This window comes from Arthrobacter glacialis (assembly GCF_002909415.1).
Classification (GTDB): domain Bacteria; phylum Actinomycetota; class Actinomycetes; order Actinomycetales; family Micrococcaceae; genus Specibacter; species Specibacter glacialis.
On the sequence record NZ_PPXB01000003.1, the window covers coordinates 249,285 to 265,966 of the forward strand.

The 16,682-nt window shown below is 60.8% G+C and carries 15 protein-coding genes; 6 read left to right on the forward strand and 9 right to left on the reverse strand.

The features are described 5' to 3' along the window. Positions 1-53: 53 nt before the first annotated feature. The 3 genes from CVS28_RS04775 to CVS28_RS04785 form a co-directional block, all read right to left on the reverse strand. Positions 54-1,331 (reverse strand): SdrD B-like domain-containing protein, encoded by a 1,278-nt coding sequence (locus CVS28_RS04775; protein WP_103480825.1) that lies wholly within the window; start codon positions 1,329-1,331, stop codon positions 54-56. A gap of 321 nt (positions 1,332-1,652) precedes the next feature. Beyond that, positions 1,653-2,828, reverse strand: coding sequence for an MFS transporter (locus CVS28_RS04780; protein ID WP_103480826.1), 1,176 nt, complete (start codon positions 2,826-2,828; stop codon positions 1,653-1,655). Positions 2,829-2,934: 106 nt separating this feature from the next. Next, positions 2,935-3,246 (reverse strand): ArsR/SmtB family transcription factor, encoded by a 312-nt coding sequence (locus tag CVS28_RS04785; protein ID WP_103480827.1) that lies wholly within the window; start codon positions 3,244-3,246, stop codon positions 2,935-2,937. A 266-nt stretch (positions 3,247-3,512) separates the two neighbouring features. On the opposite strand from CVS28_RS04785, the gene CVS28_RS04790 reads away from it, so the two are divergent. The 3 genes from CVS28_RS04790 to CVS28_RS04800 all read left to right on the forward strand — a co-directional run bounded on the left by CVS28_RS04790 (position 3,513) and on the right by CVS28_RS04800 (position 6,292). Next, a complete protein-coding gene (locus tag CVS28_RS04790) occupies positions 3,513-4,223 on the forward strand; it encodes a response regulator transcription factor (protein ID WP_103466192.1) in 711 nt (236 codons plus the stop codon). Positions 4,224-4,228: 5 nt separating this feature from the next. Next, on the forward strand, positions 4,229-5,821 hold the full coding sequence (locus CVS28_RS04795) for a sensor histidine kinase (RefSeq protein WP_103466071.1): 1,593 nt from the start codon (positions 4,229-4,231) through the stop codon (positions 5,819-5,821). A 177-nt stretch (positions 5,822-5,998) separates the two neighbouring features. Continuing rightward, on the forward strand, positions 5,999-6,292 hold the full coding sequence (locus CVS28_RS04800; RefSeq protein WP_103480926.1) for a WXG100 family type VII secretion target: 294 nt from the start codon (positions 5,999-6,001) through the stop codon (positions 6,290-6,292). A gap of 366 nt (positions 6,293-6,658) precedes the next feature. On the opposite strand, the gene CVS28_RS04805 is transcribed toward CVS28_RS04800, so the two are convergent. Continuing rightward, complete coding sequence (locus CVS28_RS04805) at positions 6,659-7,639, reverse strand: ribonuclease HI family protein (protein ID WP_103480828.1); 981 nt, start codon at positions 7,637-7,639, stop codon at positions 6,659-6,661. A 177-nt stretch (positions 7,640-7,816) separates the two neighbouring features. After that, entirely contained in the window at positions 7,817-9,445 is a 1,629-nt protein-coding gene (groL, locus tag CVS28_RS04810) for a chaperonin GroEL (RefSeq protein WP_103466069.1), read from the reverse strand. 450 nt (positions 9,446-9,895) lie between these two features. Here groL and CVS28_RS20110 point away from each other — a divergent pair, with 450 nt between their 5' ends. Then, the gene (locus CVS28_RS20110; RefSeq protein ID WP_103480829.1) at positions 9,896-10,504 is read left to right on the forward strand and encodes a TM2 domain-containing protein; all 609 of its coding nucleotides are present in this window, start codon (positions 9,896-9,898) and stop codon (positions 10,502-10,504) included. A 129-nt stretch (positions 10,505-10,633) separates the two neighbouring features. Here the strand turns inward: CVS28_RS20110 and CVS28_RS04820 are convergent, their stop codons facing one another. Together CVS28_RS04820 and CVS28_RS04825 are read right to left on the reverse strand one after the other, a co-directional pair. Next, positions 10,634-11,236 carry a LytR C-terminal domain-containing protein gene (locus CVS28_RS04820; protein WP_243399694.1) on the reverse strand — a complete coding sequence of 201 codons (603 nt, stop codon included), beginning with the start codon at positions 11,234-11,236 and terminating at the stop codon, positions 10,634-10,636. Between the two features lie 42 nt (positions 11,237-11,278). Further along, on the reverse strand, positions 11,279-11,578 hold the full coding sequence (locus CVS28_RS04825; protein ID WP_423716381.1) for a DUF3263 domain-containing protein: 300 nt from the start codon (positions 11,576-11,578) through the stop codon (positions 11,279-11,281). A gap of 195 nt (positions 11,579-11,773) precedes the next feature. Here CVS28_RS04825 and CVS28_RS04830 point away from each other — a divergent pair, with 195 nt between their 5' ends. Next, the gene (locus CVS28_RS04830; protein ID WP_207797160.1) at positions 11,774-12,532 is read left to right on the forward strand and encodes a uracil-DNA glycosylase; all 759 of its coding nucleotides are present in this window, start codon (positions 11,774-11,776) and stop codon (positions 12,530-12,532) included. A gap of 76 nt (positions 12,533-12,608) precedes the next feature. Beyond that, a complete protein-coding gene (locus tag CVS28_RS04835; RefSeq protein WP_243399695.1) occupies positions 12,609-13,463 on the forward strand; it encodes a siderophore-interacting protein in 855 nt (284 codons plus the stop codon). A 367-nt stretch (positions 13,464-13,830) separates the two neighbouring features. Here CVS28_RS04835 and CVS28_RS04840 read toward each other — a convergent pair whose 3' ends face one another. Both CVS28_RS04840 and CVS28_RS04845 read right to left on the reverse strand, forming a co-directional pair. After that, complete coding sequence (locus CVS28_RS04840) at positions 13,831-15,258, reverse strand: threonine/serine exporter family protein (RefSeq protein ID WP_103466187.1); 1,428 nt, start codon at positions 15,256-15,258, stop codon at positions 13,831-13,833. 228 nt (positions 15,259-15,486) lie between these two features. Continuing rightward, positions 15,487-16,560, reverse strand: coding sequence for a lipid II:glycine glycyltransferase FemX (locus tag CVS28_RS04845; protein ID WP_103480831.1), 1,074 nt, complete (start codon positions 16,558-16,560; stop codon positions 15,487-15,489). Positions 16,561-16,682 lie beyond the last annotated feature (122 nt).

The window sequence follows — 16,682 nt, forward strand, 5'->3', positions numbered from 1 at the left end:
TGCCTCAGGGCCTTTCTGACCGTTGGTTCGCCCGCCCGGAAGAACTATCGAGGCTAGTGCTTGTGCCGGCGCCGAGTTGTAGCCATTACGGCAAACCCACAGCCGAGCAGCAGCGCGCCACCCACCACCAGAGGCGAATTTGCTCCGGCAAATCCGGTTGAAGCCAGGGCCTTGGCAGAATTCGTCGCTTGCTGCGTTGGGGTGACTGCTGGCGCTACCGTCGGGCTAACTATGGGGTCCACTGTCGGATCCACTGTGGGATCAACCGTGGGGTCCACGGTCGGATCAACTGTCGGATCAATGGTGGGGTCAACCGTCGGGGTGGGGATTGTTGCTTGGTCAAAGTCCACGCCGGTGACGTCGCCTTGGCTGAGATCAACGGTTTGGTTCGCATCGCCCACCAGTTCACAGCCTTCGGCGGCTGTTGCCGAAACTGTATAGGAATCGATGGCCAGGAAGTTGGTGAACGAATAGGTCCCGAGCGAGTCGGTGATGGTGGAAGCGACAACTGTGTTGGCGGCATCCTTGAGGTCCACAGCAACCCCCGGCAAGGTGCAACCGGACACTGATCCGGAAATGTCATGAGCCACTGTTGCAAACCAGGTTTGGTAGGTCGGCAAGCCGGTGGTTCTCGTATAGGTCACGGTCAGGCTGGTGAGTGGTACTCGTGGCATGAACCAACCGGAGGCACCTGAGGTGTCTTGGTTGACTCCGAAACCGCTGCCCAGCAACGTGCCAGTGGCAGCATCCCAGGTCGGCAGATCAAATTGACGCACGCCGTCGACAAGGTCTCCGGTACAAGACCGCGGGGTAGGGGCATCGCAGTAGTTGAAAACGCCCTGGAAGCCAAGGTCAGCGACGGGGACTGGCTGGCCGGCGGCGTCTAGGGCCGAGACTACGGCCTTGTCGGCATCGATATCACCCAGCACAAAACCCCATGCGCTGGCCGGTGTCGGCGCATCAAAGGCATATGTGGTGGTGCCAGGTCCTGTGGGAGTGTCCTGAAGCGGACGCTGGTTGATGTAGCCCTGATCCTGGCTTGATCCAAACACGAGGCCAGGGGCGCTGCCGGCCGGCAGGTATGTTGATGCACCTGTTTGGGTGGTGACCAGCCGAGACGATGCGGCGAAGGTGGTTTGCGGGAATCCGCCACCCAGTTGCACGGAGCCCGTGTAGGCAGGGGCCTGACCCGCAAGCTGCCAGGCACCGTAGCCGCCGCCACCGCCGTCGACCATATCTGCTTGCGAGGCAGTTGTACCTCCGAAGGCCAGGACAGCCACCATAGCGGCAACTCCAACGGCGGGCAGGTATTTTCTCAATGTGATCCCCATAAGTCATCGGTGACGGATTTAGACTCGTGCGGCCTCGCACATTCCGTCAGAACATGCTTAATGTAGCAGAAGCGACCCGGCTCCGGTCTAGATGTCGAAGCCCTCCTGCGTCGCTCGGAAAGAGAAGCAACGGCAGTGCCCGCTGCGCCCAAGAACGGCTGGACTGCCCCCGAATGTGCCTGACCCGACCAGGAAACGGTGAAACTGTCCCGAAAGCTGCCGCTTCGGCAGTCGGCGGATATTCACTGTCGGCGGTTAAGGCGGAACACTGAAGGGTGTCGGAGGGGATTGTTGGCCATCTTCTCGATACCTATCATCACCTCATGCCACCAGGACCTTGAGTTCCGCACGGCGCAGCAGGAACACGCGCACAGCGATAGCGGCCAGGGCCAACCCCGCCAAAATAGCGCCCGACCACGGCAGCTGGCGGATGCCCGCCGTCGAGATGGACCAGCCACCCAGCGCCGCACCCACTGTGATGCCAAGATTGGAAAAGGAGATGAAGAGGCTGTTGCCAAAGTCAGGGGCGTCAGCAGTATCGAGACCAACCCACCGCTGGCTCACAATCAACCCGCCCGAGTGGACCAAGCCCCACACCAGGACCGCCGCAACCATTGGTATCTGGTACGGGCCTGCAGCGAAAACCAGGGCATAGGCGCCAACATAGACCAGCGGGAATGCCACCACCGTGCGGACCACATTGCGCTGGAGTAAGAAACCAAAGATTGAGTTGCCAAAGATCATGACAACGCCAAAGGCCACAAGCAGTGCGCTCACCCACGTCCCGTCCATCTTCGCCACTTGGCCCAGATAGTCGGCAAAGTAGCTGTAGGTGGAGAACATGGCCGCAAAGATGAGGACAATGGAACCCAGATTCAGCCAGAGCAGGGGCTTCCGCAGAATGCCCAGTTGGCCGCTATAAGAGATGCGCCGCTCGGCGGGCATTGACGGTAGCCATTTCCATATCCCCACAAAGGCCCCAAGATTCACCAGGCTGCCGAAGAGAAACGCGGCTTCTAAGGAAAACTGCGAGCCCAGGTACGCCGTCAAGGGAACACCCAGAGCGAATCCCACCGTGACACCGGCAAAGATCCTCGTCGCAGCCTTGCCAGCCTCGTGAGCTGGAACCATTCGTGCGGCGGTTGTGAGGGCTACGGCGAAGAACACCGGATGGACAATGGCAGGGATGACGCGGAAGGCCAGCATCCAGCCAAAATCAGTGGCGAACGCGTACACAAGGTTGGCCACGGCGAAGACGCCAATGGACCCCAGCAGCACCCACTTGCGGTTCATGCCGGAGGTCAACAAAATGGTGAACGGGCCACAAACGGCCACCACCAGGGCGAAAACGCTGACCAACCACCCCGCGTCCGCCGTCGAAACGCCAAACCGTTCACCCACCAGCGGAAGAACACCCACGATCCCTATTTCGGTGGTGATGATGCCAAACACGCCCAGTGCCAACACGGCAATTAATGGCGAACTGCTGCTCTTCATTCGTGCCTCTCCGCTGCTGGAATGCAACAGCCTGTTTTCAATTCGTTAAATCTAATAATGTAGATGCGTTTGGCTAAATTGCCACACTGATCGTTGCCACAGGCGCTTAGAGCTCTTCGCTCATAAAGTCGACAAACTCACGGATGGCCTTTTCGTTGCGACGGTAGTACGTCCACTTGCCAATCCGCTCAGATTCTAGGAGCCCGGCCCTCTGCATGCCCTGCAGGTAACTGGAAACGACAGACTGCGCCAGGCCAGTCTTGGCGCCAATGTCACTGACACACACGCCGGAGGAGAACTCAAGGCCCCTTCGCTGATACTCGCACTCGTCGAAGTGCTCGCCGGGACTCTTGAGCCACCGGAGAATCTGCCGCCTCGTCGCATTCGCCAGCGTCTTGTAGACCAGTTCCGGCTCCATGGCAGATCCCTTTCGCATTCATCGGCCGCGGCACGTCCGCCCGGCAATATCCTATGAATCTATATTCATAGATTTGTAGACTCATGTCAAAGTACCCCCACCTGGCGACCCCGCACCTGACTTTCACCGCACCGGCGTCGAACCCGGCAGAAACCACGCAACGTGAAGAATCGAGACTAGAGCTGGGAGCTGACTGGGCGTAAGCTGACAGTACTTACCCAAGGAATATCCAGAGTATTCCCAGCCAATAGTCGGAGACTGTAATGGTGAAGAAGACCGGACCAGAAGCTAAGTTGCTCGTTGTTGACGACGAGCCCAATATTCGTGAACTCCTCTCCACCTCCCTGCGTTTCGCCGGGTTTGAGGTGATTGCGGCTGCAAATGGCCGTGAAGCCCTCGCAGCTGCTGAGGAGCACAACCCAGATCTTGCCGTTCTGGACGTGATGCTTCCTGACATGGACGGCTTCACGGTGACCCGCCGCTTGCGGGCCGCCGGACGCCATTTCCCTGTCCTGTTTCTCACGGCCCGGGATGACACCGAGGACAAGGTCACCGGCCTGACGGTTGGCGGGGATGACTACGTCACCAAGCCGTTCAGCCTGGATGAGGTGGTGGCCCGCATTCGGGCCGTACTGCGCCGCACCCAGCCCATGGAGGACGACGACGCCGTGCTGCGCGTTGCCGACCTGGAGCTCGACGACGACGCCCACGAGGTGCGCCGCGCCGGCAAAACCGTGGAACTCTCCCCCACCGAGTTCAAGCTGTTGCGCTACCTGATGTTGAACCCCAACCGGGTGCTGTCCAAGGCCCAAATCCTTGACCACGTTTGGGAATACGACTTTAACGGCGATGCCTCCATTGTGGAGTCCTACATCTCCTACCTGCGCCGCAAGGTGGACACTGACGCCTCGCTGCCTGCCCTGATCCAGACCAAGCGCGGCGTGGGCTACGTGCTGCGAACGGCCGATAAGCGCTAATCGCCTTGGTTTCGTTGTGGAAGAACGCCTCCCTGCGCTCACAGCTGGTGGCCATCATCAGTACCCTGTTGAGTTTGTCCCTGTTGGCGCTGGGGGTCACAACGTTCCTTTTGCTGCACTCTTTTCTGGAAGACCAGATGGACACGCAGCTGACAACCTCACAAAAATCCATCGTTGTTTACGGCACTGTCGATTCACAAAACGCGGGACAAACGCCGTTTAGTTTTGACTACTTTGTGGGCTTCCACTACCAGGACGGAACTCTGGCTGACCAAAACCGCTCCGGCAAAGACAAGCCCGTTTATCCCAATTACTCCGCGGCCGAGGCAGCAGCCTTGAACGGCCAAACGTTCACGGTGCCCAGCAGCGATGGCGGCGCACCGTGGCGCATCAAGGTCATTGCCCCGCAGATGTTCAGCTTTGGCCCGGCCGACACCACCAACAACAGGCCCGAGTATTTGGGCTATGTGGTGGTGGGCCTCCCGTATGAGAACCTAAACATCACCATGGAGCGGCTGGCGGTGGTGATTGCCGGCGTCGCAATACTGACCATCACCCTGGGCACCATGATTGCCTACTGGACTGTCACCAGATCCTTCAGGCCTCTGGGCAGGGTGGAGAAAACTGCTGCGGCCATCGCGGCAGGCGATCTGTCCCGCCGCGTAGACATTGAAAATCCGGCCACAGAGGTGGGCAGGCTGTCCGGTTCCTTGAACGCCATGTTGGCCCATATTGAGCATGCTTTTGCTGCCCAGACCGCTTCCGAAAAAAAGATGCGCCGCTTTGTGGCTGACGCCTCCCACGAACTGCGCACCCCTCTGGTCACCATCCGAGGTTTCTCCGAGCTGTACCGCCACGGGGCGCTGCAAACGCCCGAGGATGTGGGCACGGCCATGGGCCGCATTGAAAGCGAAGCCAAGCGCATGGGTGAGTTGGTCGAGGACTTGCTCATGCTGGCCCGGATCGATGAACAGCGGCCCCTGCAGCGCAAGCCCGTTGACCTGCTGATCATTGGCCATGACGCCGTGCTCGACGCGCGGGCGGCGGCGCGCGACAGGACGTTTACCGTCGTCGGACTTGATGGTGGCCCTGGCTCTGCCGCACCCACCATGGGGGACGAGGCCAAACTGCGCCAGGTGGTGGCCAACCTCATGGGCAATGCGCTGCGCTACACCCCCGAGGGTTCCCCCATAGAGATCATGGTGGGCAGCCGGCTGGAGGGTGAGCAAAAGTTCTCGGTAATCAAGATTCGCGACCACGGCCCCGGAATCTCCGACGAGGAGGCCCCCCGCGTCTTTGAGCGTTTCTACCGCGCAGATTCTTCCCGTGACAGGAATACCGGCGGCAGCGGTTTGGGCCTGGCAATAGTGTCGGCCCTGGTGGCGGCCCATGCTGGCACCGTGAGGCTGGAGACGACCCCTGGCGGCGGCGCAACCCTGGCGATCGAGTTGCCCTTCGCCGCGCCCGACCCCGGCGCTGAGGCTGAATCCGATATCGAGGACGATGTCAGGTTCGACGACGCCGACGTGGCAGCACCGCCGCAACGCGCCATGCCGCCAGCCCCGTCCTCGACTCCCGGCCAGGCGCCGGAGCAATAAACCCGAATCACGGGGCCAGGCAGCTGTCTCCTGGCTGCCTGTTCATCCACAGCCGGGGCCGGGGCGCTCACCATCCACAACTGCCGCTGTGCGGCTGGCGCCGCCATTAGCCTCCTCCTACGCTGGAAACTGTCAGAGATATTCGGACAGATTCACCAAGCAGGGACGGAAATGGTCATGGCACAATTCAACGTCAATAGCGACGAACTCGCGGTCAAAAGCACGGCGGTCAAGGGCTCAGTGGACAGGATTCGCATGGAAGTTGACGCCATGAAGCGCAACCTCGTGGATTTGCAGGGCACCTGGACAGGCACCGCAGCCAACAACTTCCAACTGCTCTTGCAAGAATGGCATGCCACTGAGTTGCGGGTGGAGGCATCACTGGAAAGCATCAACGCCGCCCTCTCGATGGCTGCAACGCAATACGCTCAGGCCGAGGACGCGAACACCCGGATGTTCACGGCGCGGTAGTCCCCACGTCCTCCCTAGCCTCACTCCGCTCGGCCAGGGAACCCTCGGACGCGTGGCCCCACCCACGTCCTCCCTAGCCTCACTCCGCTCGGCCAGGGAACCCTCGGACGCGTGGCCCCACCCACGACCTCCAAACACCACTCCGCTCGGCCAGGGAACCCTCGGACGCGTGGCCCCACCCACGACCTCCAAACACCACTCCGCTCGGCCAGGGAACCCTCGGACGCCTGGCCCCACCCACGACCTCCAACTGGACCATTCGAGGCCGTACAACAGATGCAGCTACAGCGCAGATGGCGCTCTTTTGCCCTGAGGCGAACCCAGCGTCGAGAACCTGCAGTCGCAGGGTGACCTTGAGGCCCCGTTCTAGCTTTCGGGGGTGCCCTGGTGGAACCGCAGGCGCCACTGACCGTCCTCGCGCTGCCACAAGGAACTGCGCAGCGCGCTTCCAGCCGGGGAGACGCTGCGGTAGCTCAGCAGGGCGGTGGAAGTGTCCACCTGAGAAAGCGAGAGGACCTGCAGTTCAACGGTGGCCGATTCCTCATCGTTGAACATCTCCAGAATTTCCTGCCGGCTCCATCGGCGACCGGATGCGCCGATTTCCTCGAAGTCCGGGTGCAGCAGTTCCCCCGCCCGGAGCGGATCCGCGCGAACGGCAGGGTCCAGGAGTTCGCGCTCCAGCCCCACCACGGCATCCAACGCGTCCGCATGGTGAGCCGAGAAGGCAGGATCCGCCTCATCCTCCAGCATGGAAAACAAGTCAGGCTGCTCCAGCTCATCCAGGAACAACGTGTTCTGGGCTGGGGCCACCGGACGCGAGTCGGCGGCGGCGCTGGACGTCCCGGCGTCGTTCAATTCCTTGGGCTCAGCCGAAGCCTTGGATCCGGGAAAACCCGGGCCGGCATTGGGTTCGCGCTTGGCCTGGTAGGCGGTGGCGGCGGCGCGAGCACGGTCATCGGCCGCCTCATTCAAATCATGGCCGGCGTGGCCCTTGACCCATTCAAAGGTGTACTTGCGGCCCACCAGGGCAGCGTCAATCTCCTTGAGCAGATCAAGGTTCAAGACGGGCTTGCCGTCTGACTTCTTCCAGCCCTTGCGCTTCCAGCCCGGCATCCACTTGGTCACCGAGTTGATGACGTACTGGCTGTCGCAGAGAATATGCAACGGCTCCTCTGGCAGGTGGGCTGTAGAAACGAACAAATCAAGGACAGCCATGAGCTCGCCCATATTGTTGGTGCCGTGGGGCCAGCCACCAGCGCGCCAGCAATTGTCATCCACGTACCAAGCCCAGCCTGCAGGTCCAGGATTACCTAAAGCCGAACCATCGGCAGCAGCAGTAATAGTCATGCATCCATACTTTCAGACTCCACTGACATCTAAATGCCAAAGGGGCGGCAACTGTGGCCATCACTTGGGCAAGCAAAAGGCGCCATTGCCCGTAGCGGGGATCGATTTCGCATGCTTTTCGCGAAATCCTACTGCCCGCGGGGCAATGGCGCCTTGTGCTAGAAGACTGGGGGTGGGTTAGAAACCGCCCATGCCGCCCATGTCGTCTCCGCCGCCGCCAGCCGGTGCAGCCTTTTCGGGCTTGTCGGCTACAACGGCTTCGGTGGTGAGGAACAAGCCAGCAATGGAAGCCGCGTTCTGCAGTGCGGAACGGGTTACCTTTACCGGGTCGTTGACGCCGGCAGCCAGCAGGTCTTCGTAAACGCCGGTTGCAGCGTTCAAGCCGTGGCCAACAGGCAAGCTGCGAACCTTGTCAACAACGACGCCGGGCTCCATGCCTGCATTGAAGGCAATCTGCTTCAACGGTGCATCGATGGCAACCTTGACGATGTTGGCGCCAGTGGCCTCGTCGCCGGTCAAGTTCAAACCGGCAAATGCCTTCACGCCAGCCTGGATCAGGGCAACGCCACCGCCGGGGACGATGCCTTCTTCAACAGCAGCCTTGGCGTTGCGCACTGCGTCCTCGATGCGGTGCTTGCGTTCCTTGAGCTCAACTTCGGTTGCGGCACCGGCCTTGATGACTGCAACGCCGCCGGCCAGCTTGGCCAGACGTTCCTGCAGCTTCTCGCGGTCGTAGTCGGAATCGGAGTTTTCGATCTCGGCACGAATCTGTGCAACACGGCCAGCAATGGCTTCGGCGTCGCCGGCACCATCAACAATGGTGGTCTCGTCCTTGGTGACAACAACCTTGCGAGCCTTGCCCAGCAGGTCAAGGGTGGTGTTCTCCAGCTTCAAGCCAACTTCTTCAGCGATGACCTGGCCACCGGTGAGGATGGCGATGTCAGCGAGCTGAGCCTTGCGGCGGTCACCGAAGCCCGGAGCCTTGACGGCTACGGACTTGAACAGGCCGCGGATCTTGTTCACGATCAACGTGGCAAGAGCTTCGCCTTCAATGTCTTCGGCGATGATCAGCAACGGCTTGTTGGAAGCCATAACCTTTTCCAGAACTGCAACAAGATCCTTGACGCTGGAGATCTTGGAGTTCACGATCAGGATGTACGGGTCTTCAAGAACCGTTTCCTGACGCTCGGTGTCGGTCACAAAGTAAGCGGAGATGTAACCCTTGTCGAAGCGCATGCCTTCGGTGAGTTCAAGTTCCAGGCCGAAGGTGTTGGACTCCTCGACGGTGATAACACCTTCCTTGCCAACCTTGTCCAGTGCCTCAGCAATGAGGGCACCGATCTCGGGATCGCCGGCAGAGATGGAAGCCGTGGCGGCGATCTCTTCCTTGGTTTCGATCTCCTTGGCGTCTTCGAGCAACTGCGCGATGACGGCTGCAACAGCCTTCTCGATGCCGCGCTTCAAGGACAACGGGTCGGCTCCGGCCGCAACATTGCGCAGGCCTTCCTTGACCAGTGCCTGTGCCAAAACGGTTGCCGTGGTGGTGCCGTCGCCTGCGACGTCGTCAGTCTTCTTGGCGACTTCCTTGACGAGCTCGGCGCCGATCTTCTCGTAAGGATCGTCAAGTTCGATTTCCTTAGCGATGGAGACACCATCGTTAGTGATTGTGGGTGCGCCCCACTTCTTCTCGAGAACCACGTTGCGACCGCGCGGGCCCAAGGTTACCTTGACGGCGTCGGCGAGGATGTTCAACCCACGCTCAAGACCGCGGCGTGCCTCTTCATCAAATGCAATGAGCTTGGCCATGGAGGCTTCAGTCCTTTCGGGACAGTCATTTCGGATACAAAGATCCTCATCACGGTGCCCGCGACGGACGGATGCGCAGCCGTTGATCTATTTACAGCGACCGCGAACCCTCACCCAATGAGGAAAGTTCAATACTCCGACGGCGGTTGACCGGCTAATAATTAGCAGTCGCCACCTCAGAGTGCTAACTCAATAATTAGCACTCGACACCCCAGAGTGCAAGCGGAGCGGGCGCTCTGTGCTCCGGGCGAACGGGAAAAGGGGCAGACCCTTGGAGCGTACCGCCTTGCAACGAAGGAAACATTCGCCACCACAGGCGGGTGGCTCTTTCAGCTGGGGCGGCAACAGACTAGCGTGGGGCATGTAAGTATTCCGATTCGCGCATCTGCATGGGTCACACCCTGCCTCCCGGTAGGGCCTTGCGCCGCAGCACTAGCACCAGGAGACATCATGAGTGAGAATTCACAGCCCGAACAGCCGGCAAACCCGGCCGACGTTCCCGCAGGCTATGACAAGCCCGCAACCCCCCAGACCCCTGATTACCAGGCACAGGCTTACCCGGCACCCGCCTACCAGGCACCCGCAGCTTCTGCGGAAAACCCCCAGGCCCCGGCCTACCCGCAGGCGCCGACTTACCCCCAGGCACCCCAGACCCCTTCCTACCCGCAGCCTGGTGCTCAGCAGGGTTACGAGCAGCAGAACGTTCAGGCTGGCTACCCTCAGCCGGGCATGCAGCAGGGTTACGATCAGCAGAACGTTCAGCAGGGTTACGGCCAGCCGGGCTACGGCCAGCAGCCTGCCTACAACATGCCATACGGCACTGAGCAGAAGTCCAAAGTGGTCGCCGGTATTTTGGGCATCCTGCTAGGTGGCCTTGGAATTCACAACTTCTACCTCGGCAAGACCAATATTGCGTTGATCCAGCTCCTCGTATCCGTGTTGAGCTTCGGAGTTCTTTACGTCTTCATGGCAATTTGGGGCTTGGTGGAAGGCATATTAATCTTGATGGGCAGTGAAAACTACCGCACCGATGCCAAGGGCATTCCGCTGAAGGACTAGTCTTTCCAGGATCCTAAGTTCCTTGTTGAACAGAAAGTTATGGCGGGCAAACCACAAGGTTTGCCCGCCATAACTTTCTGTTCCTGCCGTCAGTGCCCTCGCCGAGCGAAGGAGCCGACTGGCGGCTGCCTAGGCGCCAGGCCCCAGCACCACTGCCAGCGGGATGCCCAGTTCGGCAGTGTCCACCAGCGTGGGAATGTTCAGTGTTGTCGACAAGGACTCGGCGTTGGCTTTTTGTGCAATGCCGTTGTAGAAAATGACAGACGCTGGCTGGGGCTGCCCTGCCCAGTTGGCCGACTGCGAGACGCTCCAGCCCTGAGCCATCACCAGCGAAGAGTACCTGCTAGCCAGGCCGGACACTCCTGTTGCATTGAAAATCGCCACCGGAACGCTCTTGTCCACCACTGAGGCAGGGGTGGGGCTCGGCGTGGGAGTGGGCGACGGCGTCACTTCAGCAGCCTCGGTGGGCGCCTGAGTGGGGGCAACCGTAGCGGCAGCCGTGGTTGCCAGTGCGGTGCTGCTGTTGACCACGGCAGGCTGGTCCGGCGTTGAGTTGTTGAGCATCTTGGGCATGATGAAAAATGCCAGCACGCCGATGCACAGCGCCACGACCCCAACAATCATCAAGGGCACCAGCGAACGCCCCCGGATCTCCATGGAAGCGCGGTGGACGCCGTGGCGCGCCGAGTTCTCCTCGATGGCGTCGAATTCATCCCGCGGGTAATTACTCATAGTGCAGTGGTGTCCTTGTGGGTCATCGTGGTGAAGGGCGCGTCAATTACCGAGCCGGCGTGCGGAACGGGCCTGTTGGCGTGACAACCGTAGTCTACGCAACCGTTTGACCAGCATCGGGTCATGCGCCAATGCAGCTTCCGTGTCGATCAACGCGTTGAGCACCTGATAGTAGTGGGTTGCTGAGAGGTCAAACAGGTCCCGAATAGCCTGCTCCTTGGCACCGGCGTACTTCCACCACTGCCGTTCCAGACCCAACATTTGCTCTTCACGGTCACTCAGCACGCGCTCACTGGCGCCTTCCGCGGAGTCAGGCAAGCCGGCGTCGTCCGCAGGGGGCAGCCCAAGCTGGTCTGCTTCGACCACAACAGCCCTCCATTCTTTTCGACGCGCTCTCAACGCATGATCCATGCTCTGCTCTGTCCATAATAGATGCGAATGACAGCCATGTCATTTGGAAAACTGTGGACAACAACTCAACCGACTGCCGCTGTGGATCAATCATGTGATCGCCCTCCATGGACCACAATGGAAACCATGGACAGCACACCGAGCCTCTTTGACATGCCAGCACCGCCTCCGTGGAGCCAGGAGCAATTGCAGGCATTGGAGGCGTTGCGGACGGCCCCCCTGAGCCAAATGGCGCCGGATTGGGCCGCCACGCTGGCACCATTGGAAGCAAATCTGCGCCAGGTGGGGGCCATGCTGACCAAAGAGTACGACGCCGGAACCCGCTTCCTGCCCCACCCCACTTTGGTTTTGCGTGCGTTGGGCACACCCATGGCCCAGGTCAAGGTCCTGATTGTTGGCCAGGACCCTTATCCCACCCCCGGGCACTCGGTGGGGCTGGCGTTCTCAGTGGACAAAAGAACGCGGCCGCTGCCACGCAGCCTCAACAACATCTACAAGGAACTCAGCGCTGATATGGGCATTCCCCCGGCTGCCCACGGCGACTTGAGCGCTTGGGCCGACCAAGGCGTCCTCCTCCTCAACCGTGTGCTCACCGTGGCGCCGGGCGCGGCAGGCTCACACCGGCGTCGTGGGTGGGAAGAAGTAACCGAATCCATCATCACAGCCTTGGCTGCCCGCAAGCAGCCACTGGTCAGCGTCTTGTGGGGCAACGACGCCCAGCGCCTGGCACCCTTGCTGGAGGGGACGGCCGTGATCGAGTCGCCCCACCCCAGCCCGTTGTCTGCCTCCCGGGGATTCTTTGGCTCCAAGCCCTTTAGCCGGGTCAACGACTTGCTGACCGGCCAAGGCGCGGCCCCGATCGACTGGGCCCTCCCAGTGAACTAGACTAGTTAGGAGTACCTAACTCGGGGCGGTTTCGCCCCTGCCCCTGCTGGCTTGTGCCCGCATCGAGGAGATAATTGTGACAACAGCAGACACCCCAACTGCCACCGTCGTGGCCCCCGCCGTCAAACCACGCACCCAGTACAGCCTGACTGTTCGCCGGCGTGAACAACTCAGCCCGCACATGGTGCGCATCGTTGCCGGCGGCCCGGCACTGGCCGAATTCACGGGCAAAGACGCCACAGACATGTACGTGAAGATTCATTTCCTGGTGCCCGGGGTGGAATATTCAGAACCCGTGGACGTCTTTGCGCTGCGCGAGTCCATGCCGCGGGAGCACTGGCCCATGACACGCACCTACACGCTTCGTTGGGTGGATTTGGCTGCCCAGGAAGTGGCGATCGACTTTGTCATCCACGGCGATTCCGGCCTGGCCGGGCCGTGGGCCAACGCTGCGGCTCCCGGAGACAGGATCATTTTCTCCGGACCCGGTGGCGCCTACAAGCCCAACGTCGACGCCGACTGGTACCTTTTTGCCGGCGACGAGTCAGCTTTGCCGGCCATTGCCTCATCTCTGGCATCCCTGCCGGCGGACGCCAGCGGACACACCTACATTGAAGTGGACACGGCTGCCGACATCCAGCCCGTGGCAAAGCCCAGCGGCGTTGAACTCACCTGGGTGTTCCGCGAAGGCGCCACCCCCGATCAGTGCACGGCCCTGTTGGACGCAGTTGCCAACGGGCCGTGGCCAGCTGGCACTGTCGACGCCTTTGTTCACGGTGAACGCGAATATATGAAGGCCCTGCGCGATCTGCTGTTCAAGCAGCGCGGCCTGAACCGCTCGCAGGTGTCCCTCTCGGGCTACTGGGCTTACGGCCGCACCGAGGACTACTTTCAGGCCGAAAAGAAGCAGCCGATCGGCAAAATCCTGTAACTCGCCGCGGCCCAGCCACCGCTAATTAGCTTATGCGCCGTACAAATACCTGCGCTGGCGCATAAACCCAGGCGACTTTGTTTATGGGCCGCCATCATGGCCAACGTGGCGCCACTCTGGCAGCTGCGCACCGCCGAAACACAGCCATGCGCATGTGCACAGTGGAACAGCCCAGCCCAGCACATCGCATGAGTGCAAGTTCGCCGCAGGCTGGACAGGTAAGTAAGCCGTTGAGTCGGGGGTCCCGGAGCGAGGATGGATTTTCCCCGCACGGGCCCAGCTGCGAGCAGCTGGAGCAGCTGGGAACGGGCGGAAAATCTTACTGCTCGCGAGGGATCCCCCGAACCAACGGCGGTCCGGCCAACGGCTACCGGCGGCGGTTTCTTCGCCGGTCCTTTTGGCCGCTGCTGCGGGTGAACGGGCGGGCGGCGTTATCGCCCAGCACTACGCCGGCAGCCACCGCGAGGATTACCACCAGGGCATTGAAGATTCCCACGGCGCCTGTCACGGAGTCCTCGGGGGTCAGTGTCATGACGAACATGGCCCGGAAGATGGAGAGCCCCACCAGCAGGAAAATGATGGACGGGACGGCGACCACTAGCTGCGGCGCACCCAGCCGCAGGGCAATGACCCGGGCCAGCATGCCGATGACCACTGCTGCCACGGCCGGGGCAAAGCGCCCGCCCAGGCCGAACTCCATGCCGTAGTAATAAACGACGTAACCGATCACGGCAACGGCCGTGGTGGGCAGCACTAACTTGACGGATGTTTGCTCGGCAATACAGATGGCCACCGTGGCCAACCCCACCAGCGCAAGCACCCAAAACAGGGGCAGCGTCCCGCTGATGGTCTCGGCCACGTTGAGCCTGTCCGCCCCAAACACGGCGCTGGACACCAGCCCCACGGCGATGCCCGCAACAATGGCACCAAACGTCAAAAATGCTGAGAGGAACCGCCCGGCGGCTGTCACGGGGAACCCGTTGATAGCATCCTGCACAGCTGAGACCAGCCGGCCCGAGGGCAGCATCAACAAGATCCCGCCCGCAACCACAATGGAAGGACTCAACGGCACCTCCATCATGAAGCACAGCACGGCCACCATGGTGACAATGAAGGAGCTGATGGCGGTGACAAAGAAGTCCGGCACCCGCCATTTGCCCAGGACACGGGCCACCTGCCCTGCCAACAGGATGGTCATGAACGCCACGATCATGCCAACGACTGTGCCACCAATGACGCCTACCACTGCCGCAGCAAACACTGCTTCAGCCATGGACACCATCCAGCGCGGGAAGGGCTTGGGCTTTTTGATGATGACGTCCAGGCGCCTGTGCGCCTCGTCGCGGCTGACTCCCCCACTGGCAACGTCGGTCACCAACTCGTGAATCTCCACCAGGCCCGCGTAGTTGTTGGTCCAGGACCGCACCACCCGCAGCAGCGTGATGGGCACCGCGTCCCGCGGGGCGTAGTTGATGATGACCGACTGGTTGGTGATGTCGACCTCGATGTTGCGCAGCCCCATGGCGGCCGTGACAGCGATGATGCTGGTTTCCACTTCGAGGGCGCCTGCGCCGTATCTGAACATGGTCTCGGCCAGGCGCAGCGCAAAGTCAATGGTTTTGCGGGCTGATTCCTCAGCCTTGCCCACCTGGATGGTGAAGTTGGCGTAGGGGCTGCCTGCGAGCCTGTCAACAATGTTCATGGGCGCCGTGGGCGGCGCTTCACCCTGCACCAGCTTGCGCAGCACATTCCGCGCAGCCTTGTTGGGGCGCGCAGGTGGCACCACGGGAATCATGCCAGCCGCCGGCACCGGGTCGCTGCTGCCCCGTCCGGCAGGAACGCTCTTGGCACCCTTGGCGAAGGCTTTCCCCAAGGGACCTTGCCCATGCTGGGTTTTTTCAGGCTGGCCTCGGCCAGCATCGCCTTGGTCCCGGCTGTTGGGATTGGTGGTCATTCTTACTCCCTATGGCCGTGGGCCTCACCGCGGGATGCTCTTCTCCCGCGGTGAGGCCAAAAAGACGATTTAGTAGAACTGCTTTCCTGTGCGGCGGGTGTAAAGCTGCCTAAACACTCGTTCGCCTGCCACTGACCACAATTTATACCGCAACGGGCTGAGTACCAGGTCGTAGCAGCCCACAAAATCGGTGACAGTCTTGGAGAAACTGGTCTTGAACAAGCCCAAACCGTGGTGCGGATGAGTGGGATCCTTGAGCCTGTCCGACGGCGGCGTGCCGCAGAAGTCGTACTGGAGCGCGCCCAGCTCCTTCATGTCATTGATGGCCACCCACTGGACCAAATGTGAGTCTCCGTACTGGTTGCGCTTTTGCAGCGAACCGCCATCCTTGTACGTGGCTTTGGAGCCGTAGTTGATAACAAACGCCCCCACCGAGGCGACGCCGTCCTCAAACACAAAGTAGAAACGGCCCTGGCCGCGCTTGGCGAATTCGCTCCAAAACTGCTTGTAGTAGTCAAAGTCGCGGGCCTGGCTGTTGGACTTGGCCGTGATGGTGCCCACCATGAGGTCGTACATGGTGCGCATAGTCTCCTCGGTGGGTTCCATGGGAACCACCTGGACCTCTTCGCGAATAGCCCGGCGCACGGCGTTGCGACCACGTGAGTGCAAGTTGCGCAGCAACTGATTGGGCTCGGGTGAGATGTCCAGCAACGCAGTGCTGTCATTGGGCTGCAGGTCCGGGACCTTCACCAGGCCGGCGCCGCTGAGCACAGCATGGGCATCGTCGGAGGCAATCACATCGGGCTCGATTTTGGCGGCAAACACCTTGAGTTTGGCGCGTTTCACAAAAACGCGCAACGCCTCAAGCATGGGCGGAATCTCGGAAACGTCCGCAGCATCCGGGCCCTTGATGAGGTACCAGAGCTTGCCCAGAACCGGAAACTGCTTTTGCAGCACCAGGTTGTAGCTGGTGAAATCAGGTCCCTCAAACGCAATGAACTGGGGATCCCAGCCATAATTCTTCTTGACAGCGGCAAACGCTTCAGACTGCAGCAAATTGCCACCGTTGGGGTTTGCTGTGACCAGCGAATCCCACTGTGCAATTTCGGCGGCGGTGGCAAAGCGGGCGGTAAATTCTGGCAAGTGACCCTCAATTACGTTGGCATGTGTGTGCTGCTTTTAGTCTAGCCGGGAAGAATCTCACAGCCCATTCACAGCCGACCCATATTGATTGCACCGATCACTGTCAGACGATTGCTTCTGAA